The organism is Rhodococcus sp. 5A-K4 (genome assembly GCF_046097995.1).
GTDB classification, from domain to species: domain Bacteria; phylum Actinomycetota; class Actinomycetes; order Mycobacteriales; family Mycobacteriaceae; genus Rhodococcus_F; species Rhodococcus_F erythropolis.
The window spans coordinates 79,176-100,008 of record NZ_JBJURM010000019.1 but is presented as its reverse complement, the minus strand read 5'-3'; the positions used below and the strand labels follow the sequence as shown (position 1 = coordinate 100,008).

The 20,833-nt window shown below is 61.0% G+C and carries 20 protein-coding genes and 1 pseudogene; 10 read left to right on the top strand and 11 right to left on the bottom strand.

All coding sequences use genetic code 11. The annotated features are described in order from the left end of the window. Positions 1-62: 62 nt before the first annotated feature. Both ACKAMS_RS23055 and ACKAMS_RS23050 read right to left on the bottom strand, forming a co-directional pair. Positions 63-1,199: a GIY-YIG nuclease family protein gene (locus ACKAMS_RS23055; protein WP_408989588.1), complete on the bottom strand. Its 1,137-nt coding sequence runs from the start codon at positions 1,197-1,199 to the stop codon at positions 63-65. A gap of 45 nt (positions 1,200-1,244) precedes the next feature. Beyond that, positions 1,245-1,832: a TetR family transcriptional regulator gene (locus ACKAMS_RS23050; RefSeq protein WP_408989587.1), complete on the bottom strand. Its 588-nt coding sequence runs from the start codon at positions 1,830-1,832 to the stop codon at positions 1,245-1,247. Between the two features lie 195 nt (positions 1,833-2,027). Here ACKAMS_RS23050 and ACKAMS_RS23045 point away from each other — a divergent pair, with 195 nt between their 5' ends. The 3 genes from ACKAMS_RS23045 to ACKAMS_RS23035 all read left to right on the top strand — a co-directional run bounded on the left by ACKAMS_RS23045 (position 2,028) and on the right by ACKAMS_RS23035 (position 5,233). Beyond that, positions 2,028-3,593 carry an LVIVD repeat-containing protein gene (locus tag ACKAMS_RS23045; protein ID WP_408989586.1) on the top strand — a complete coding sequence of 522 codons (1,566 nt, stop codon included), beginning with the start codon at positions 2,028-2,030 and terminating at the stop codon, positions 3,591-3,593. Further along, complete coding sequence (locus ACKAMS_RS23040; protein ID WP_069147077.1) at positions 3,590-4,246, top strand: DUF305 domain-containing protein; 657 nt, start codon at positions 3,590-3,592, stop codon at positions 4,244-4,246. Before ACKAMS_RS23045 ends, ACKAMS_RS23040 begins: the two co-directional genes overlap by 4 nt. Before the next feature lie 63 nt (positions 4,247-4,309). Beyond that, positions 4,310-5,233, top strand: a complete 924-nt coding sequence (locus tag ACKAMS_RS23035) for a DUF2797 domain-containing protein (RefSeq protein ID WP_029254610.1) — start codon at positions 4,310-4,312, stop codon at positions 5,231-5,233. Between the two features lie 7 nt (positions 5,234-5,240). Here ACKAMS_RS23035 and ACKAMS_RS23030 read toward each other — a convergent pair whose 3' ends face one another. Further along, positions 5,241-5,711 carry a hypothetical protein gene (locus ACKAMS_RS23030; RefSeq protein ID WP_029254609.1) on the bottom strand — a complete coding sequence of 157 codons (471 nt, stop codon included), beginning with the start codon at positions 5,709-5,711 and terminating at the stop codon, positions 5,241-5,243. 704 nt (positions 5,712-6,415) lie between these two features. Between ACKAMS_RS23030 and ACKAMS_RS23025 the strand changes: the two genes are divergently transcribed. The 3 genes and pseudogenes from ACKAMS_RS23025 to ACKAMS_RS23015 form a co-directional block, all read left to right on the top strand. Then, entirely contained in the window at positions 6,416-6,784 is a 369-nt protein-coding gene (locus ACKAMS_RS23025; RefSeq protein WP_020906454.1) for a hypothetical protein, read from the top strand. 113 nt (positions 6,785-6,897) lie between these two features. Next, entirely contained in the window at positions 6,898-7,263 is a 366-nt protein-coding gene (locus ACKAMS_RS23020) for a pyridoxamine 5'-phosphate oxidase family protein (protein ID WP_279219660.1), read from the top strand. A 78-nt stretch (positions 7,264-7,341) separates the two neighbouring features. Further along, positions 7,342-8,085: pseudogene (locus ACKAMS_RS23015) on the top strand (HNH endonuclease family protein); the annotation flags it as partial. Positions 8,086-8,157: 72 nt separating this feature from the next. Here the strand turns inward: ACKAMS_RS23015 and ACKAMS_RS23010 are convergent. The 4 genes from ACKAMS_RS23010 to ACKAMS_RS22995 all read right to left on the bottom strand — a co-directional run bounded on the left by ACKAMS_RS23010 (position 8,158) and on the right by ACKAMS_RS22995 (position 11,728). Continuing rightward, positions 8,158-8,328, bottom strand: a complete 171-nt coding sequence (locus ACKAMS_RS23010; protein WP_020906453.1) for a hypothetical protein — start codon at positions 8,326-8,328, stop codon at positions 8,158-8,160. A 354-nt stretch (positions 8,329-8,682) separates the two neighbouring features. Next, complete coding sequence (locus tag ACKAMS_RS23005) at positions 8,683-9,051, bottom strand: hypothetical protein (RefSeq protein ID WP_029537646.1); 369 nt, start codon at positions 9,049-9,051, stop codon at positions 8,683-8,685. 288 nt (positions 9,052-9,339) lie between these two features. Then, positions 9,340-10,458 (bottom strand): Ig-like domain-containing protein, encoded by a 1,119-nt coding sequence (locus ACKAMS_RS23000; protein WP_047889148.1) that lies wholly within the window; start codon positions 10,456-10,458, stop codon positions 9,340-9,342. A 55-nt stretch (positions 10,459-10,513) separates the two neighbouring features. After that, positions 10,514-11,728, bottom strand: coding sequence for an Ig-like domain-containing protein (locus ACKAMS_RS22995; protein ID WP_020968624.1), 1,215 nt, complete (start codon positions 11,726-11,728; stop codon positions 10,514-10,516). Between the two features lie 297 nt (positions 11,729-12,025). Here ACKAMS_RS22995 and ACKAMS_RS22990 point away from each other — a divergent pair, with 297 nt between their 5' ends. Genes ACKAMS_RS22990 through ACKAMS_RS22980 form a run of 3 tightly spaced genes read left to right on the top strand, consistent with a single transcriptional unit; the run spans position 12,026 to position 14,633 of the window. Continuing rightward, the gene (locus tag ACKAMS_RS22990; RefSeq protein ID WP_182262504.1) at positions 12,026-13,525 is read left to right on the top strand and encodes a SulP family inorganic anion transporter; all 1,500 of its coding nucleotides are present in this window, start codon (positions 12,026-12,028) and stop codon (positions 13,523-13,525) included. Positions 13,526-13,560: 35 nt separating this feature from the next. Continuing rightward, positions 13,561-13,986, top strand: coding sequence for a MerR family transcriptional regulator (locus ACKAMS_RS22985; RefSeq protein WP_019747166.1), 426 nt, complete (start codon positions 13,561-13,563; stop codon positions 13,984-13,986). Between the two features lie 26 nt (positions 13,987-14,012). After that, on the top strand, positions 14,013-14,633 hold the full coding sequence (locus ACKAMS_RS22980) for an L-threonylcarbamoyladenylate synthase (protein WP_019747165.1): 621 nt from the start codon (positions 14,013-14,015) through the stop codon (positions 14,631-14,633). A gap of 9 nt (positions 14,634-14,642) precedes the next feature. On the opposite strand, the gene ACKAMS_RS22975 is transcribed toward ACKAMS_RS22980, so the two are convergent. Then, on the bottom strand, positions 14,643-15,602 hold the full coding sequence (locus ACKAMS_RS22975) for a helix-turn-helix domain-containing protein (protein WP_408989585.1): 960 nt from the start codon (positions 15,600-15,602) through the stop codon (positions 14,643-14,645). A 163-nt stretch (positions 15,603-15,765) separates the two neighbouring features. Between ACKAMS_RS22975 and ACKAMS_RS22970 the strand changes: the two genes are divergently transcribed. Then, positions 15,766-16,878: an NDMA-dependent alcohol dehydrogenase gene (locus tag ACKAMS_RS22970; protein WP_024487546.1), complete on the top strand. Its 1,113-nt coding sequence runs from the start codon at positions 15,766-15,768 to the stop codon at positions 16,876-16,878. 43 nt (positions 16,879-16,921) lie between these two features. Here the strand turns inward: ACKAMS_RS22970 and ACKAMS_RS22965 are convergent, their stop codons facing one another. The 3 genes from ACKAMS_RS22965 to ACKAMS_RS22955 all read right to left on the bottom strand — a co-directional run bounded on the left by ACKAMS_RS22965 (position 16,922) and on the right by ACKAMS_RS22955 (position 20,730). Then, positions 16,922-18,835, bottom strand: a complete 1,914-nt coding sequence (locus ACKAMS_RS22965; RefSeq protein ID WP_408989584.1) for an alkyl/aryl-sulfatase — start codon at positions 18,833-18,835, stop codon at positions 16,922-16,924. A 99-nt stretch (positions 18,836-18,934) separates the two neighbouring features. Then, positions 18,935-19,498, bottom strand: coding sequence for a TetR/AcrR family transcriptional regulator (locus tag ACKAMS_RS22960; protein ID WP_060938324.1), 564 nt, complete (start codon positions 19,496-19,498; stop codon positions 18,935-18,937). Then, positions 19,495-20,730, bottom strand: a complete 1,236-nt coding sequence (locus tag ACKAMS_RS22955) for a cytochrome P450 (RefSeq protein ID WP_084326934.1) — start codon at positions 20,728-20,730, stop codon at positions 19,495-19,497. The genes ACKAMS_RS22960 and ACKAMS_RS22955 overlap by 4 nt, the downstream gene beginning before the upstream one ends. Positions 20,731-20,833 lie beyond the last annotated feature (103 nt).

The window sequence follows — 20,833 nt, the reverse complement described above, 5'->3', positions numbered from 1 at the left end:
TTGTGGGGGCGGGATCCGAACGGATCCCGCCCCCACAATGTCTTCTACCTGAAGTTGTTGCGTTACTTGGACTTACGAGGTCCCGGCAAAACCGCCCCCGGACGAGCGGTAGTCAACCTCGTGACCCAACCGCTGACGGGCCACTTCTTCAGGCCGACGTTGTGCGGGGTCACCTCGGTTCCGACGTACTTGGCAGCGAGCTCGTCGTCGACGGTTCCGTTGAACCGCCACAGTTGGCTTCCGTCGGCATTGCGAGTGGACACCTCCCATGACTGAGCGCGGAATGCACCACGAATGATGCTGTCGGCAAACACCAGAACGGGGATTCCGATCTCGGCACGAACAGCTGCACCGGCAGACCACTCGGCGCGCGCGAGTTCGTAGATCTCTTCCGGCGTTGCTCCCGGACGAGCGGAGGCCGGCACGTGGAGGACGATGCTCGGCGTCGGGAGTTCCGGCGCGGGATCGGCCGAGTAGCGCAATGCGAGTTCCTCGACGCGGGTCGCACGGGCGTCCTTGTCCGATGTATCGCCCGCGAGGTTGGTCAGGCCCTCGCCCGCGTCGGTGATTCGCAAGGCTTCCACGATGCCGCGGACGACCTCGTCGGTAGTGGCGGCCGAATCCGTGGCGGCAGCGACCGAGCGGAGAAGAACGAAGTGCTCCACCGCCGAACCCGCGTCGTAGATTTCACGGATGCGGGCGATCTTGGCTGCTGTCACAGCAGCANTCGACTCGGCTGGGCCGTCCGCTCCTTCGAGATTCGCAAGTTCACCGAGCGCTTCGAATACCGGCGCGAACACTTGATTTCCCGTGCCGTGCCCGACATGGAACACCTGATCGTTGCGCGGGTCACGCAGGGCAAAGACGTACTGCCCCAATCTCTTCCCAACCTTTTCGGTGAACGGCTGCGGAGCCGGCTTCCTGACGACGACCTCGGTGGACAGAGTGCGCATCACGGCCAGACGGAGTGCGTCGGGCACGCTGGTGGAACCGGCAGCACCGGAAAAGATTGCCGCCGAAGCAGCGCTGATCGAGGTGAACGTGCGGCCGACTTGCTTCTCGAGAGATGCAGAGACCGTACCGACCGCAGTCAGTTTTGCATCGAGGGTGCCGTCACCCTCGACAAGGAACTCCTTGATCAACGGAGCAACGAGCAGGGTGGAGCCGATAGCGCGAGGAACTGTCCAGACAATAGCCATGCCACGAGCCTAGGCGATCACCTCGAGACGCGAGGCGAACGCGACTCAGCCCGCCGCTGCCGGCCCGGCCAGTCCCTGCACAAGAAGGTTCCAGGCCGAGTGCGCGACTTCTTTCCGCGAGCTCTCGGCAGTCCGTTCCATGATCGCGGCGAACATGGCGATCGCCAGGATCACGTCCTCAGCAGTCACGGACTCTCGTATCTTCCCAGTTCGACGCGCCTCGTCGAGGCGCCCTTCGAGGAGAACGGTCAAACGGGCGCCAGCCGAATTCAGTCGCGAGTCGCCGAAGGAGACCGGCTTGATGACCTCCACGAACACGATGGAGGTAGTGATCTGGTCGACCAACAAACGAAAAAGATCGTCGAGAGTCGAATCCGGATCAGCCGCCAGATCGTGCAGCTCGACGATGTTCTCGTCGAACACCGCGAGTGCGAGACTTTCACGAGTGGGAAAGTGCCGGTAGAGGCTGCCCTGGCCGACGCCGGCCGTGCGGGCGATCAGGCTGAGCGGAGCAGCAAATCCCTGGGTGGCGAACACCTCGCGAGCTGCTGCAATGAGTGCAGCACGATTGCGCGCCGCATCTCTCGGCCCTCTGTTGAGAGATCCGCTATTGACGCGGCCAGACGATGTCACGCACACTACGATACCAACCGGACAGCATTGTCCGGTTGGTTGCGGCCCGACACCGGTTCACACCCCGACCCGATCGTCGTGAGCGCTCGAACGCGCGCCTGCCCTCCGTGCTGCCTGTCCGTGAGATACGTCTGCCCGTGAGATACGTCTGCCCGTGAGATACGAAAGGCAATCCCGCACCGGGAGTTGGACTCGATGAAATCGTTCACGACCATCAGAACCAGATCTGCCATCGCGCTCGTCACCTTGATCACCGTCCTTCCCGTGTGCGTCGCTTCTGCTGAGCCCGCCACTGCCCCGGGCTCGATCCACGAGAACCCGGGTGTCGCTTCCAACGCTGCAAGCCGCGCCGAATGCGGCCCGGGCTCGATGCCCGAGACCGGGTTGCAGGGTGATGTTCCGGCCGAGGACCGAAACAGCGGACGCAGCCGAGACGGGTACAGCTGCAACATGTCTCAGATCGGCGGTTACTCGGGTCGCGGCGGCGGGATCACGTCCACCAACTTCGAACACTGCTCGTACATCGGCAGCTTCTTCCCCGGGAACCTCCTGGGCCCCGCGCAGGGCGTGCAAGTTCTCGACGTGTCGGATCCTGCCAATCCTGCTCTCACCGCCACGCTGACCGAACCTGCGATGCTGGCCGGAACGTGGGAGAGTCTCAAGGTCAACACCGCGCGAAAGCTGCTGGTGGGCACGGGCGTTCCGCTCTTGACCGGCGTCGGCCTGATGTCGGTCTACGACATCTCCGATTGCGCGCACCCGAAACTGCTCAACCCAGGACCAGGAACCGATCTGGGGATGCCGCTGCCGATCACCAATCACGAGGGTGGATTTTCACCGGACGGGAACACCTACTGGTCTTCCGGCACCGCTCCCGGCGTGGTGAGCGCCGTCGATCTCACCGATCCCGCCAACCCGCGCGTCGTCTGGCAGGACCTCATCGGGTTGTCGACCCACGGCTTCGGAATCACTCCAGACGGAAATCGCATGTACTTGTCGAACAATCTCGGCGGAATACATGTTCTCGACATCAGTGAGGTTCAGCGCCGCGTCCCGAATCCTCGGGTGCGCCAACTGTCCCAGCTCTCGTGGACCGACGGTTGGGCCACCCAACACAGCATTCCGGTCACCTACGACGGTTCGCCGTACCTGTTCACCGTCGACGAAGGTGGTTCCGGCGGAGTCAAATTGATCGACGTCTCCAATGACGACGAACCTGCGGTCGTCAATTCGGTGAAGCTCGAGATCAATCTGCCGGAGAATCAAGATGCTGCGCTGGCGTCTGCTGCCGGCGGATCGCTGTTCGCGTACGAATCTCACTACTGTTCGGCCGATCGCCCGGCCGACCCGACGGCGCTGGCATGCGGATGGATCTCGAGCGGGATTCGGGTCTTCGATGTTCGAGATCCCTTCGACGTCCACGAAATTGCGTACTTCAACCCACCCGCTCGGACCGGCGACAATCTCGAACTCGCCAACTCGCCGCACGCTCTCGCCTCGCTCATCGGGGTACCCATTCTCAGCACGCCGGCAATCGCGCAGTCGATCGCGCAAGGCCAGTTCGACCCCGGCCAAGCGCTGAGTTCGCGATCGGGCATGCTCGCTCTCGGCGACATCTCGACCGATTGGTGCTTCTCCCCACCCGAATGGCGCGGTACCACGTTGTGGGCGACGTGCGCCGACAACGGCTTTGTTGCCATGCAACTCGAAAACGGTGTCTACACACCACCCGCTGACCAGAAGACGACCGTGGGATCATGACGGCGCCGCGATCGGTCAAAGCCGTCGCACTCGTGGCTGCGGCACTGATGCTGCTCGTACTCGGCGCAGCATTACGTCCGCTGTTCGCACCCGAGAACCACACGCAGACAGCTGTTCTGAGCGAAACCGAAATCGGATTCGTGCATGACATGGCGGCCCACCATCAACAGGCCCTCTTCATTCTCGCGCGTCTGAGCCCCGATGTGGACCCGGCGGTTACGAGACTGGCCCAGCAGATCGACGATGTTCAGAGAACGGAAATCGGTGTCATGCTCGGCTGGCTGCGGTTGGCCGGTGTCCCGCCGAACAGTAGAACGCCGATGGCGTGGATGGAGGCGTCACCGAGCGGCGCTGGCGACTCTCATCATCACCCGGCAACGCTGGACACCGAGGCCGCCTCCATGCCGGGTATGGCTACGACCGAAGAACTCGAGAAACTGAGTAGCGCTCGCGGGTTCGACGCCGAGGTTATGTTCCTGCAACTGATGGAACGTCACCACCGTGGCGGGATCGCTATGGCGCAGGCCGCCGATGCTCTGCTCGAGCGCGGACCGGTGAAACAGTCGGCCCGCGACATGATCAATTCCCAGAGTCAGGAATCCGGGCTGATGACACTGATGCTCGGACAACGTGGGGCGCAACCACTGCACTGAACCGCATCTGCACTGACTAGCATGGGTGTCGACCTGTGAACTACAGAAGGAATCGACACTTCAATGACCCTGCTCGTTCGCGGAATCGAATGGTCGAACCCGACAGCACCGCGGATCCGATGCGTCGACGACACCACTTCCGCTACGACCTTCTACACTCACGACTCGGTTCTGCGATTCTCCGTCGACGAGGCGAAGGGCCGCCGTTGCCTCGGGTGGCGAGATCTCACCGCCGAAGGTCCGGGACACTCGCCGTGTGACCGCGGGGCCACGGTCGTTACCGGGCGCCAGTGCGATCGATGCCGAAATCGTGAGGGATTCACCACCGTTCATCAGGCACATGTCAGCGGCGCGCACATTCATCCGAACGTGCGCACCTATCTCACGCAACCACAATGGCTCTACATCGACATCTTCGCCGGCGGTCAGATGAAGGTGGGGACGGCGGCCGAGTTCCGCAAGCATCCGCGAGTCGCCGAACAGGGAGCGGTCTGCGCATTGTTCGTAGCGCGGTCGACGGACGGTTACAGCATTCGTTCCCTCGAAGCCCGAGTTTCGGAGCACTTCCACTTGAGCCAGGCCATACGTACGTCTCGGAAGATCGAAGCGCTGTCAGGACCCTTGGATCGCGAGAAACTGCGAAAGTCGTTGCACCACTTCGTATCGTCGATGAAAGACGAGCTGAATGACATCGGATCGGACATCGACGGAATCGAGATCCTGGAGGCTCCCGAAGAATGGACGGCGCCGGCGTGCGCCGACGTTGTCTTCGATGCGGCACCGTTGATCGCGTATCCGCACACTTTCGAGTCCGGGGAACATTCCTTGTACTTGGAGGGCCTTGCCGGTTCGATCGCCTCGCTGCGGATCGACCCCGATCCTGAATCGCCACGCTTCGTCGCGGATGTGTCCGGACTGGTCGGTCGAACCATCACCGTCGGCGAGTTCGAGTCCCCTGGCGTGGCGATTCAGGAATCGTTGTTCTGAAAGTAGGTCAGCAACTTCCCGCGGTCGCTGCGGCGAATCCGCGAGTGACCTCAGCCTGCTCGTCGGCAGACAAGCTCGACCACTCGGGATAAGCCTGGATGGAGGTCAGCATGTCGTTTGCCAATGATTCACGCGTCATACCCATTTCCTCGCCCGACTCGTCAATTGCCGGCTGGTATGCGTCGAGGTACCGGAGAACGTCGGAGCACGCCTGCGCGTAGGTCCGTGGCAGTGCCGAACTCACATTCGGGTCCGACGGGACCTCAGCCGGGACGCTCGAGTCGACCGACGGTGCCTCGGTAGTCGATTCCGACGATGTCGCCGGAGCCTCGGATGACGTCGTCGGTGACGCAGTGGTGGTCGCCGAAGCGGAGGAAGTGAGTGTTCCGACCTCGGTCGGCTTGTCTCCGTCAGAACCGCAGGCAACCAGCGCCACCAGCGAGCAGGCACCGATGAACCCGGTGATCGTTTTCTTCATCCTTCAAGGATGCCAGAGGGCGTCTGGCGCTCGAACGGACCGGCATCGTCGACCGGCGAGAATCGTCCGGGCAGCCTGTCGAATCCGACTGCCTCGTCGGCCCGCCTACAGGATTGGACCATATGCCCCGTCTGCGAACCCATGCTACGGTGACTTAACTGCAAAGTAACTATGGGTGGGATTGTCCGGTCTGCCGCGTTCATCCGGAACGCTCTGATCGGAAATAGTTCGTCTTTAAGGGGCTGGAACGAGTGGGACTTTTTCGTCGACGAGGCTCCCGGGAGGAAGACGACGATCGCGGGCAGAACCTCGATCGCAGCGACCCCGGGTATGCCGCCTGGTTCGCGAACGTCTCCGACGCGGGCGGTCAGCCGGTTCCGTACAAGCGGCCGCTTACCGCGCCGGTGTATCCGCAACTTCAGACGCCGGTGCCGGACTTCGAGACGGATACGAGATGGCCGCTCAGCGCACCCCCCGGGGACGGCTGGCTGCCCGCAGACCGCATCGACGAATTCGAGTCGTCGAGTGGCCGCTCATCTGCACCGAACGGAACGAGCCCACAAATCTCACAAGCTGAACAGTTGCCGCCCAGCCCACTCCCGACACCGCAACCAACGATTCCACCTCGAAATGTACCGATGACTTCATCACCGAAGCATCACCTGGAGTCGCCCCGCGCGACTCTGCCCTACCAAGGAGAAGCAATGAGCAACATCGACAAGATCCTCGGCGAATTGATGCGCATCGACGGTGCCAGCGGTGCAGCCGTAGTCGACGCCGACAGCGGGATGGTTCTCGGTATGAGCGGCAACCCGTCATTCAGCCTCGAGTACGCCGGCGCCGGAAACTCCGAGGTTGTGCGAGCAAAGCTCCGCACGATGAGTAACTTGGGGATTACCGACACCCTCGAAGACATTCTGATCACCCTGAGTAACCAGTACCACCTCATTCGTGTCCTCGAGACGCCCGGACTGTCAACGCTGTTCGTGTACCTGGTTTTGGACCGCGCGCGTGCGAACCTGGCACTGGCCCGCCACAAGCTGGGCGAACAGACACCCAAGATCGAGATCTGACGCTTCCACCCCCCTTCCCGGCAATGCCCGGTCCTCGCCAACGGCGAGGACCGGGCATTGTTCGTTCCGCATCGTCGATTGGTGAACGTCGCGCCGGCACCGATACTGAGACAGTGACTATCGCGGATACTCCTTGCGGGTGGTTGACCACCCTTCGAAGCGACGGCTCGCCGCACACGACTCCGGTTTGGTTCTTACTGCGTCAGAACACATTCTGGATACCGAGCGCCGAGCAGAATCGGAAGGTTCGGAACCTGCTGGACGATCCTCGGGTCTCGTTGGCAGTCGACGGATCCTCTCGCGACCCATGGGTCGCACAGGGGTTCGGGACAATTCATCACGATGTCGGCGAGTTCGGCGGTCTCCTGAGACTTTTCGGCGAGAAGTACGACGGCTGGGATGCCGCAGACGAAACTCGTGAAGGTCCGCGAGTTCTCGTGTCGGTTCCGGTGACGCGATGGCTACTTCGACCGGACTGACAGACAGTGCCGGTTCAGCCCGAAATGTCGTGAATGACATACTTGTAGTTCATCTCTCGCAGAAATGGACTCTCACACATGGCACGCACGGCACATCACAGGCGCGGCATCACCGGCGTCACCATCGGCATTGCTGCCGTGATCGTGCTGGGAGGTTGCGCCAGTTCCAACGCCGACGCACCCGAAACATCTTCTCTCGGTTCGGGAATCGGATCCGGCGTCACGACGACGGTTACGGCCGGAACTTCGGCTCCCTCGTCCGCCGCAATTGAACTGCTGGCACAGATCCCCATCAAGGGACGCGCACCCAAGACCGGATACGACCGCGCACTGTTCGGTACCGCCTGGACCGACGACGTCACCGTCGAGTTCGGCCACAACGGCTGCGATACCCGAAACGACATCCTGCGGCGTGACCTCACCGACCTGACATTCAAAGACGGCTCCAAAAGCTGCTCGGTCCAAACCGGTACGCTCCGTGACCCGTACACGAACAAGACCATCGCCTTCACCCGCGGCCAGGACACGTCTTCTGCAGTCCAGATCGACCATGTTGTCGCACTCTCGGACGCCTGGCAGAAGGGCGCGCAGCAGCTCGACACGCAAACGCGAACCAATCTGGCCAACGACCCTCGAAACCTACGCGCTGTCGACGGGCCCACCAACCAGAAGAAGTCGGATTCCGACGCGGCGTCGTGGCTGCCACCCAACAAGGCATACCGCTGCCAGTACGTGACTGCTCAAGTGGAAGTAAAAGCGGCATACGGTTTGTGGGTTACCCAAGCCGAACACGACACCATCGCAGACATTCTCGCGACCTGCTGAACTCTTGCGGTGATCAGCGACATTTGATCAGAGGGCTCTGATCAGCGACATTTGATCAGAGGACTCTGATCAGCGACCTTTGATCAGATACCGCACAATCGCCATCCCGAGCGCGAGGCCCAACACGGTGGCCAGCGCTGCAACCAGACCGTGGCCGGTCAGTGCGACGAACACACCGGTTATGACTGCGACGACGGCAATGATCCCCGCGTCCACTCTGCTTTGACCACGTTCGGGCATGGCACTCTCTCGTGCTGTCAGGTCCGTCCGCTCCCCTCGTAGCGGACGGACCCAGCGGCAATCTGTCGAAATGCGCGAACTCTGGTGGCCTCACCGGGCTGACTTTGCGGGCGGTCCTGCGAGGCCGGCACGTCCCCCGGAGCCAACTCACATCGGTTCACGAAGTCCGTACCTTCGCAGAATATACCGATTGGTAGGTAATTACTGAGGGCTAAAGTCCCTGGTCATGGACTCATGCGACGAGTGGTCGAAAACTCGAGACGAACGAGCGCATCCGCGAGCCGAGCGTTCAATCGAGATGGCAGAGGGCCGTGGTCACGTCCAGAGGTCCATCTCGACATAGAGTGGAGACGTCTAGGACCCGAAAAGCGATCCGAGATCCAACGATCCGACTGACGACACTCTCTTCCAATCAGCGCAATACGCGGTGGTGAAGCGAGAATCCGTCAAGAGAATGGTGACTGTCGCCGGTTCGAGGGTGCTTTCGAACTCGAGGACATTCAATTCACCGTCGCCGTCGACTTTTGCCCGACCGTATATGCACGGCATATCAGCTGATACGGGCCCAGACGTCGTGTAGGTTCCCGGCAACACCTCCCACGGCACGTCGAACAGCCCATGACCGGGAATCGTTCCCGGCGCTGCTGAGGCCGCAGACGTCCCGATCATTGCCACACCGACAGCTACTGCTGCAGCGGACGCGAGCAAACTAACCTTGCGCATTTTCCCTACCTTGTTCATACCTGAACCGCAGCGGCGAGTTCGAAGGCTTGTTGATGTAAGAACCCGCGGTTCGCGCAGTTCTTCAACTAACGGTAGTAAAAGGGCACGAGTTTTGGTGAGCTACCTTTTGTAGTTCTGGCCCGATTTCCGTGACGGAGACTCCCATTGAGAAAAATAGGGAACGCTGGCGTTGCGGCTCTCGGCATGATTCGAACCTGTCATTCCAGTATTCGATCACACAACCGTATTCGAGCCGAAACGTCGACGCTCCCCTGCCGTTTGGGTGACTCAGCCTCCAAGTGAGCCCGTCGGCAGCTTCGAGAAGATGTCCCCGAGGCTTCCGGTTCCACCAGGAGTTTCCGGTTCCGTCGGATCCACCGGCTCGACGACGATGACGCCGGGCACGGTGACGGTCACGGTCTTGTCCGCAGATTCCGAAGAACTGAACTTCTTGGTACCCAAGAACTTTGCGGTGATGCGATGCTCGCCCTGGTCGCGGAACGGCCAGACCAGTTCTGCATGGCCATTGGAATCGACTGTGGCGCTACCGATCTTCGTATCGCCGTCGAAGAACTCGACCGTGCCCTCACCCGGGTTCGGGTCGATACTCGCCGCAATCTTGACGTCTTCGCCCGTCAGTGCCTCCAGTGCGACAGCGACCGTCGTCTCGGTCTGGTTGGTCGCGAATACCTCGGTAGTCGAGAGGGCGCTGCGTCCCTCGCCCGAAGCAACACAATACCCAGCGGCATTGACCCACCGGGACTCACCGAAACTCATGCTCGTGTCTTTGATCTTGATACTCGGGCTCGTCGCCCCGGCGCGCAGGTGCGTCGTCGCATTTCCCTCGTCGGACCGAGCTTCGAGTTTCAATTCGACTGCCGGTAAACGAAAGTCCGTGTTGGCCTTGACTTGCAGCCCTTCCTTTGGCTTGTTGTCGTTCGCGCTCGGACCGTCGTTGACTGTCTTGTTGCCGGTACCGGTAATTCGCAGGTACTCACCCGCCGGGTTCGCGTTTCCGTCTGCGCCCACCCGGAGCAGCACCGCAGTCTCGCCGGTCAAGTTGGACGACGAATCACCGACGAGGGAGTACGAAACCAGGGTTGCCCCTTGCGGTAGTGCGATGTCGTACTTGATACGACCGGTGTCCGAATCCGAACTACGCATGGTGCCCGGATGCAGTTTCACTGTGAACTGTTCGCCGGGACGCACGGACGTGGGCGCCGTGACCTCCAGGTTGTCGGAGAACGACGAATCCCAATCGGTGGCGCCGTCGACCCGGCACTTGTGTTCGAAGGAAACTGTTCGAGTCACGGTATCGGAAGCCGCTGCTGCCGGAGCGGACACAGCGAGGAGTCCGGCCGCAACAGCTGGTACGACTGCGCAAACAGCCAGAGAACGGGAGTTCATATGTTGCCTTTCAAAAAGACTCGGTCATCGAGTGTTCGGTGAATTAGGACCGTGATCACTTGCCACCGAGCGAACCTGTGGGCAGCTGCGGCAGAACGGACTCGAGGCTGCCGAGACCACCCGGAGTGCCCGGATCGGTCGGGTCGGGATCGACCGGGCCTGTTGAATCCCCGGTCACCGTGAGCATGTGTGCCGCCGACGTGTACTTCGCCTCGTCGCCGGTAGCTGTGAAGACTGCGGTCACGGACTTGGTACCCGCCTTACCGAAGGTCAGATCCAGGCGGGCAATACCGCGAACCACCGGCCGCGGGTCACCGACGGGCTTGCCGTCGACCATGAACTGTACTGTTCCCGTTGCGTTTTCCGGATCGACGTGAGAAGCAAAAGACACCTTGGTGCCGGTAGCGGCTGTCGTCGGCCCTTCGAGCGTCGTCACGATGTCTGCTCCAGGCTCGGGATCAACAGGTCCGAGGTCTCCGTCGATTTTCGTGGAGGCCAATGCGCCGGCACCGGCGTTGAGGGGACCCGTCTCACCGTCGCGAGGAGAACAGGATGTGGGCGCCCAGATGGTTCCCGCGAGCCAGTGACTTACCTGAGGGAGGAAGGTCAAAAACGACTCCGGCCCGCCGAAAGTACCTGCAGCACCCGAAGTCCGGACATTGGTTTCGACTGCGCCGGACGGCCCGGCCTTTACGGTGATTCTGATCTTCGGAAAGACGATGTTGGTCTCGGCTCCGGACTGAGCGTTGATCGCAAGCCCGCCGTGCGCACCCGACGACGATGACGGACTGTTGCCGATCGCTTCGTTTGCGCCGGACAACCGGAGTATCGGACCGTCCGCTGCGGGAGTGCCGTCTTCGTTGACACGAATCACCGAAGCAGGTTTCCCGGCAACAACATTGCCCGGATCGGTGACCGTCGCCGAAACGAACTCCGCGTTGGTCGGAATCGGCAGATCGATCTTCAGACGCGAAATCTTCTTGACACTTGCGCCGCTCACATCGTTCGGGATCTGGACGCTACCCGGATCCACCTCGATGTCGAAGACTTGACCTGGCGCCACGACCGAAGGAGCCGAAACTCGCACCGTAGCAGGCTTTCCGTCTGACGAAGGACCGGAGAACGCACTCGGAACTGCGCGGCACGTGACCTGAAACGTTGTCGACGTGGTTTCTGCAACGGGCGCCGCGGTCGCCGGAATCACGGCCACAGCGGTTCCACCGGCAAGGAGACCGGTAAGGAGCGCAGCATTCAGTAGGCGTTTTGACATGATGTCCTCTCGGAACAACCTGATTGACGTTTGCCGCCGAACTGTAACGGAGCCAACGCCCGAGTTGACCCGTTTTCAATAAACAAAAACCACACAGTAGGTAAATAATTGGTAAGGGTTACTGGTCGTCACATCTGACCGCCGCCGCGAGCCTTGCCTCTCTCGATCAATCTCGCGGTTCGAGATTCACTGCGGGGAAACATAATTCGACAGGAATTCGCGCCGTAGTGAGAACTCCGTTCATACTCTACCCTTACGGGAGGGTAGAGTATGAGAACCTCGTCAGGACGGAATCTCATGGCAGTAACCATCGCTTCATCCACCAACGACAATTCGGTTCGGGCCGCGCTCCGGTCACCTCGCCGTCTCAAAACGGAAGTTTTGGCCGGACTGGTCGTGGCGTTGGCACTGATTCCCGAGGCGATCTCGTTCTCGATCATCGCCGGCGTCGATCCGCGGGTAGGACTGTTCGCGTCGTTCACGATGGCAGTGACCATCGCCGTCGTCGGCGGACGACCCGCAATGATCTCCGCAGCTACCGGCGCCGTCGCACTGGTCGTCGCTCCACTGACGCGCGAGTACGGAATCGACTACCTGATTGCGACAGTCCTTCTGGCCGGCCTGCTCCAGATCGTGTTGAGCCTCCTCGGCGTCGCCAAGCTGATGCGCTTCATCCCGCGCAGCGTCATGGTGGGATTCGTCAATGCACTGGCCATCTTGATCTTCATTGCCCAACTCCCCCACCTGATCGATGTTCCGTGGCTCGTCTACCCACTTCTGGCCGTCGCCCTACTGATACTCGTATTCCTGCCGAAACTGACCAGCGCGGTCCCGGCTCCGCTGGTGGCGATCGTGTTACTGACCAGCGCCACAGTCATTTTCGCGTTCAACGTCCCCAATGTCGGCGACGAAGGCGAGCTTCCGTCGAGCCTGCCGACGCTACTGTTCCCCGACGTCCCTCTGGACATGCACACACTGTCGATCATTGCTCCGTATGCATTGGCCATGGCGCTCGTCGGCCTCCTCGAATCGTTGATGACGGCCAAGCTCGTCGACGACGTCACGGATACTCACTCGAACAAGACCCGAGAAGGGTGGGGCCAAGGCGTCGCGAACATCGTCACCGGCTTCTTCGGAGGCATGGGAGGGTGCGCGATGATCGGCCAGACCATGATCAACGTCAAGGTCTCCGGCGCTCGCACTCGAATCTCGACTTTCCTGGCGGGCGTGTTCTTGCTGATACTCGTGGTCGGCCTCGGCGATGTCGTGGCGTTGATTCCCATGGCCGCATTGGTAGCCGTCATGATCATGGTCTCGGTCGGCACTTTCGACTGGCACAGCGTCAATCCGAAGACCCTGCGCCGCATGCCGATCGGCGAGACAGTGGTCATGCTGGTCACCGTGGCGGTCACCGTCGCGACCCACAATCTTGCCTACGGCGTGATCGTCGGAGTGATCACCGCGATGGTCATCTTCGCCCGCCGCGTCGCGCATCTCACCGAAGTAATCGACGTCGCGCATCCGGACGAGGACACCCGTGTCTATGCGGTTCGAGGCGAGCTGTTCTTCGCATCCAGCAACGATCTGATCTACCAGTTCGACTATGTCGACGACCCGAAGAACATTGTCATCGATCTGTCCGAGTCTCATGTCTGGGACGCGTCGACCGTGGCGACACTGGACGCGATCACCACCAAGTACGCGGCCAGAGGCAAGAATGTCGAGATCGTGGGGCTCGACGACGCATCGGCCGAGCGCCATCTGCGCCTGTCCGGACGACTGGGTGACGGTCACTGAGAGTATGGAAGCCCAGCGCGACGAAAGTAGGAGTGATGTCTGAGCCGGAACATGCGGTCCAGGGACAGAACATGCAGATCGGGCAGGTTGCCGAACGCACCGAACTGTCGATCAAGACGATCCGTCATTACGACGAGGTCGGTCTGGTCACTCCATCGGAGCGGACCGCCGGAGGATTCCGCTTGTACACCGAGGCGGACGTCCAACGGCTACTGGTAATCCGACGAATGAAGCCGCTCGGATTCAGTCTCGAAGAAATGAAACAACTCCTCAATTCCCTGGCAGTGCTCGGCGACGAAGCTTCGGACGCGTCAACACGAACCGCCGCAACCGAATTCGTCACCGCCTGCCATACCCGGGCGGAAGAAAGCTGCACACACTTACGTAAGCAACTCGCCTACGCCGAAGAGCTGACGGGATTGCTCGCCGACCACAGTCTGAACGGTGAACGGCATTCGTGATCTGCAAGCTGAACTAAGCTGGGTTGATGGCCCGATATTTCGACGTTCACCCGGAAAACCCGCAGCCGCGCGCGATCAGCCAGATCGTCGAAATGCTGCGCAACGACGCGGTCATCGCCTACCCCACCGACTCCTGCTACGCCCTGGGTGCCCGAATGGACAATCACTCGGGCACCGATCGGATCCGCGAGATCCGTCACCTGCGGTCGGATCACCACTTCACGCTGGTCTGTGCCGACTTCGCGCAGCTCGGGCACTTCGTCCACGTCACCAACTCGGCGTTCCGCGCGGTGAAAGCCGCTACGCCTGGGCAGTACACGTTCATCCTTCCCGCCACGAAGGAAGTTCCGCGTCGACTGGCACACGCCAAGAAGAAGACCGTCGGAGTGCGTATCCCCAGCCACCCGGTAGTGCGGGCGCTCTTGCAAGAGTTGGGTGAACCGATCCTCTCCAGCACCCTTCTCCTGCCCGGCGCCGAGGAGCCGATGACGGACGGCTGGCAGATCAAGGAAGAACTCGACCACCAACTCGACGCCGTCATCGACTCGGGTGACTGCGGCACCGAGCCCACCACGGTGGTCGACTATTCGTCCGGTGCCCCCGAGATCGTGCGCGTCGGCGCGGGAGATCCTTCCCGATTCGAGTAGGCCCCGACGTCAGCTCCGCATTTTCCGAGAGCGGAAGGCCGCCGGAGAAGTCCCGAACCGTTCTTTGAAAAGTCGCGAGAAGTGGCTTGCGTCGGAGAAACACCATCGGGTGGCGATCGAGGTGATCGAACTGTTCGTGCGACGCAATTCCTCGCGTGCCCTGGCCAACCGCCGCGCCCGTACCGTCCCGTTGAACGTCTCACCGGATCGGCCGAAAACTCGCTGGACCGTCCGGGCCGAGACCGCGTGGGCGGCGGCAACAGAGGTCAACGACAACGACGGATCACACAGGTGCCCGTCGATCCAGGCATCGATCGACAAGCGCAGCGCGGCGGAACCGACAGCGTCCTCAGTTCCGATGGTCTGGCTCACCGCCCCGTCGAACAGTTCGAGGGTGGCATTTCTGGCCGCTGATACCGCGGATTCAGGAAGTTCGGCCAACGAATCGGCCAGCATCGACAGATAGGAAACCAACAAACGTACCGACGGTGAGTCCCGTTCCAGCGCGCCGCCGAAAGCCGGCCACGCTCGACCGGAGACTTCCGCCAGGGCCGAGCGAGGAATCAGCAAATTAATCGAACGAATCGACTCCAGCACCTCGAACTCGGCCTGATTGCGCGTATCCCACAGAACTACGTCACCAGCGCCCACGAGAATCGTCTCACCTGCTCGTGTCAGCGCTTCGCGTCCTGACCGGATTGCGATCAGCACGACCCAGTCTTCTGTGGCGTCGGATACCTGAGTTGCGGTTCGCTTTCCCGTGCACGGATCGCAGCTGAGGTCGACGAGACCGAAGTCGTCCAGCGAGCGTCGCTTGACCGATGCGGCGAATCCCTCGCGGAGAATCGATCGGGATACCTGCACATCAAGGGGAATGAATTGCTCCCGCAGACGAGATTCCCACCAGTGGCCTCCCATGCCGACAGGAATGCCGTCGGCAGTCTTCTCTCCAGACCGGGTGGTGACCATAACTAAGGTTATCGCAAATTCACTTCATGGATTGGCGAAACGGCGCGAAAACACCAGACCGTGGCGCGCAGATGCATGACCTAGGCCCCCGAAGGGAGACAGCATGTGTCCAGGAGCAGACGAGAAGACACTGCGCCGCGAAGCACGCTCGAAGGGAATGTCGATGAAGGCGAAGGCCGCAGTGCTGTGGGATCACAACACACCGTGGAGTGTCGAGGAGATCGAGCTCGCAGATCCGAAAGAACGTGAAGTCCTGATCAAAGTGGTTGCCAGCGGCATGTGCCACTCCGACGATCATGCTGTGACCGGTGATCTGGCAGTCCCACTCCCCGTGATCGGTGGCCACGAAGGCGCGGGCATAGTGGAGAAAGTCGGCCCCGGCGTGCGAGACGTCGAAGTAGGCGATCACGTCGTCCTCTCCTTCATTCCCTCGTGTGGACGCTGCCGTTGGTGCGCAGTCGGACAGAGCAACCTCTGCGACCTCGGCGCCATTCTGATGGCCGGCGCACAGGTCGACGGGACGTACCGCGCGACAGCTCGCGGGCACGACGTCGGAACCTTCTCGCTTCTGGGAACTTTCGGCAACTACACGGTAGTGCCGGAAGCGTCCGTGGTGAAGATCAACAAATGGATTCCCCTCGAGAAGGCCTGCCTCGTCGGCTGCGGAGTCACCACCGGTTGGGGATCTGCCGTCAACACCGGTGAGGTCTCGCCCGGCGACTCCGTGGTCGTCGTCGGAATCGGCGGGATCGGTGGAAGTGCAATCCAGGGGGCGAAGATCGCGGGCGCGAGGCACATCGTGGCAGTCGACATCTCGCCGGACAAGAAGGCCATGGCCGAAACTCTCGGAGCGACCCACTTTGCTTCGTCGATCGACGAGGCCATGACGCTGGTCAACGAATTGACCTGGGGCGTCATGGCTGACGTCGCGATCCTGACCGTCGGGGTGGCGAGCGGCGACATGATCCAGCCAATGGTCGGACTGATCCGCAAGGGTGGCCGCGTAGTCTTGACAGCGGTCTCACCAATGGGTGCCACTGACACACAGTTGCACCTCGCCGAAATGACCCTGTTCCAAAAACAGCTCCGCGGAAGCCTGTTCGGCGAATGCAATCCTCGCGCCGACATCCCCCGTCTACTCAACCTCTACGAAGCCGGGCTCTTGAAGCTCGACGAAATGGTCACCACCGAGTACCGCCTCGAAGACATCAACCAGGGCTACGACGACATGAAGTCGGGAAAGATCATGCGCGGAGTCATCATTCACGAACACTGATCATCGATCAGTCGCACCAGTCACGGCGTGACTGGTGCGACTGTCACGGCGTCACGATGTCGAACCACAGATCGAAGTCCTCCAGCAGCGAGATGAACGTCTCCAGTTCAGACTGATCTCCCACAGCTTTTGCCGTTCCGGCCTTGATGGATTCGGTGAGCGAGGTCGTTCCCAGATACACCTCGTTGAACACGGCACGGGTCAAGGTCAGAGTCAGGGCGGCCGAAGCATCTGCCTTGTCCGTGTCGTAATTCAGCACGCCGTTGCGCACTGTGACCAGGACGTTGTCCGCAGTGTCCGACAACACGAATCGCAACGACAGGTCGACGTCGGCAGCTTTGGGACCGTCGAGGCGAACTGCCCAGAAGTCCAGCATCTGCTCGAGCGGCATCACGGCGACAACGGCCGGGCCGGTGGGGTTGTTGGACGGCATCGGTGCCAGCGGATGCCGCAATTCCATCGCTCCGACCAAGTAGAAGTTGCGCCACGTACCGTTCTCGGCCTGGTAGCCGAGTTGTTCGTACGTGTCCGCCAACAACTCTCGGGCTTTCTGGTTACTCGGATCGGCGAACACCAGATGGTTCACCAGCTCCGCCGCCCAGCGATAGTCGCCGTCGTCGAACGCCTGCTTGCCCTTGGTCAGAAGCGCATCGGGTCCGCCGACGGCTTCGACATAGCGCTTGCCGTTCTCCACCGGCGGATGAGGATTGAGGTGAGCGGGAACGCCGTCGAACCAACCGAGATAGAAGGTGTAGATCGCTTTGACGTTGTGACTGAGCGAGCCGTAGTACCCGCGGTTGTACCACTGCTTTCCGATGGCGTCGGGTACCTCGATCTGGTCGGCAATCTCTACCGGTGTCAGTCCCTTGTTGGCAAGACGCAACGTCTGATCGTGCAGATACTTGTACAGGTCTGCCTGATCCGACATCAGCTTCAAGATCTTGTCGTTGCCCCACGTGGGCCAATGATGCTGCGCGAAAATGATTTCGACGTCGGGAAAAAGTTCCATCGCCAGACGAACGTAGTGCGACCAGGCCTTGGCGTCGCGAGTTTTGGCGCCGCGCAACGTGTACAGGTTGTGCATTGTGTGCGTGACGTCCTCCGCTGACCCGAGCGCCTTGAAATCGGGTAGATAGAACAGCATTTCGGACGGCGCTTCGGTGCCCGGTGCGAGCATGAACGTCACGCGCACACCGTCGATGACTTCTTCGTGTACCGGCTCGGTGATGACGTCGGTCGGCACCGCGAACGTCGACGTGCCGTGCGACGTGGACAGTCCGAGACCACCGGAAACCTGCCCCTGCGGGCCTGGACGCAGGAATGATCCGTACATGTACATTCCGCGACGCGTCATCGCCGTTCCGGCGAGCACGTTCTCGGAGATCGCTTCCTCCGTGAAACTGTCTGGTGCATAGACTTTTACGGCACCGGACTCGATCTCTTCGTCGGTGACAAATCCTTTGACTCCGCCGAAATGGTCGCCGTGGGAGTGTGTGAAGATAATTGCCTTGACCGGGACCTTGGGGCGGTGCTGGTAGTACAACTCCAGCGCAAGAGCGGCTGTTTCCGCGGACATCAGGGTGTCACCGATGATCAACCCGGTATCGCCCTCGATGATCGTCGTGTTCGACAAGTCCTGGCCGATCACCTGGTAGAGGCGATCGGCAAGCTTGAAGAGCCCGCCGCCCTTTCCCATCAAAGTGGCTTGGCGCCAGAGACTCGGGTTGACGGTGTCCGGCGCTTCGCCGTCGGCGAACCCGTAGGCGCCGTAGGAGAAGATGAACTGTCCTCTGTCACCCTTGACCAACCCGCCGTCGATGAGTGGCGCTACCAGACCTCGAGAAATCAGTTCGAAGTCGAATGTGTCATCGAACGGAAGATCACGGAGAACCTGGGCATTCGCAAGGCGAGTCGCTTCGGTAGCGGGCTTGGGGTCGAGTTCGGATGGTGTAGTCATCTTCTCTTACGCTCCTCGGGAACTCGCGGTGTCCTGTGTCTGGATACCGGTTCATCCTCGATCGCCACGTAGTCCTCGCGCATCACCCGGAAGGGATGATCACGTGGTTCGTCCAGCGTTCAACAGCGCAGCAACGAACTCACGCACCAACGTCCGCTCGTCGTTCTCGTCCGCCCCCGGCACCATGAGCAGTGAGAGGATCACTCGCACGATCCAGCGTGCTCGTGACGCTGTGCCTGCTCCGTTTTCACCGAGCATCGCGACGCCCAGTCCGTTGATGACGTCGGATGAATTGGCAAGTTCACCTGCAAGACTCGCATCACCCGGAGTGAACCATGCAGCCAACGTCGGAGTGCTGCGCACCGCGGAGACTGCGGTGAGCATCGCCGTTTCGAGACGCTCGCTCGGATCATCGATGGTCGCTACCGATTCCGCGATCGCAGTTCCCAGCCTGCGCGCTTCGCGGTGAACGAATGCAATGTGAAGGGCCTGCCGATTCTCGAAGTACCGATACAGGGTGGCCCGGGAACATCCTGCAGCAGAGGCTATCTCCGCCATACCGACGGCGTTGACACCTTTCTCGACGAACAGTTGCGCCGCACTGTCGAGGATCTTCTCGGCTGCCGCCAAGGCGCGCCCCTCACCGAGCCAGTCGTTGCTCACGGCCGGGTCACCGACATCGGCGCTGTGAGTGGACGGCGCACGTAGTTGCCCGGCGCGTATTGCATCGCGTCGATGTCGATATGGAAATCTGGAATCCGGGAGAGTAACTCTTCCAACGCAACTCGAGCCTGCATCCGAGCTGCCGACGCCCCCAGACAGTGGTGGGCGCCATGACTGAAGGTGAGAATCTTCTGCGGTCGACGCAAGACGTCCAACTCCGCCGCGTCGGGTCCGTACTTTTCGGGATCACGATTGGCCGCACCGTACATCAACAGAACCTTACGTCCTGCCGGAATCACTTTGCCGCCCAAAGCCACATCCCGAGTCGTGGTGCGTGCCAGTCCTTGGACCGGTGAGGTGAGTCGAAGCAACTCGTCGACCGCGTCGGTGATCAATGCGGGATCGTCCAGCAGGATCTGACGCTGATCGAGGCGTTCGGTCAGCATCGCCACCGAACCACCCAGCATTCCTGTCGTGGTGTCGTTTCCACCGGCCACCATGGTGAAGGCGAAGCCCAGAATCGACAGCAGGCCGGACATGTCGCCGTCTTCACCGAGTCCAGCGGCGAGCAGGTGCGAAATCGTGTCGTCACCCGGTTCGACCTTGCGGCGTTCGATCAGCGACGCGAAGTACATCATCAACTCACCGGTGGCGGCCTGCGCCGTCGTCGCTGCCGCGGCCACGCCACCTGCCGAATTGGCAGCGACAATGGCCTCGGTCCAGCCGTCGAACTGGTCACGGTCCGATTCCGGCACACCCAGATAGTGTGCGACAACCATCGACGGCAACGGCTTGAAGAGCTCGACGACGATATCGCCACTGCCACGCGCTTTCAACGCTTCGATACGTTCGACGACGAATTCGCGGACCATCGGCTCGACCGCCGAGACCTGACGCGGGGTGAATCCCTTCGACACCATGCGCCGGAACTCCGACTGCACGGGCGGGTCCTGCATCACGAACGGCGGATTATCCTGCATCCCGATCTGCTCGAGTTCACCGTAGACAGTGGTCAATCCCTTTGCCGACGAGTACGTCTCGTAATCACGAGCGGCGTTGTAGACGTCTTCGTGACGGGTGAGCACCCAGTAGTCGTCCTGCGGCGAGGCTTCCGGCACAACGTTGTGCACCGGATCGTTCTCGCGCAATGCGTCGTACATGGCCCACGGCGAACGCCAGGACTCCCCGGTGGAAGGAACAAACCGTGGCGAATGTGACACAGATGTTGTCATGACTCGACTATGAGACAAATTGATAGATGTGTCAATGTTGACGACCAATATTCTGCGATCAACATCGAGTAACTCACATCCACGCAGAGCACTATCGTGTGTC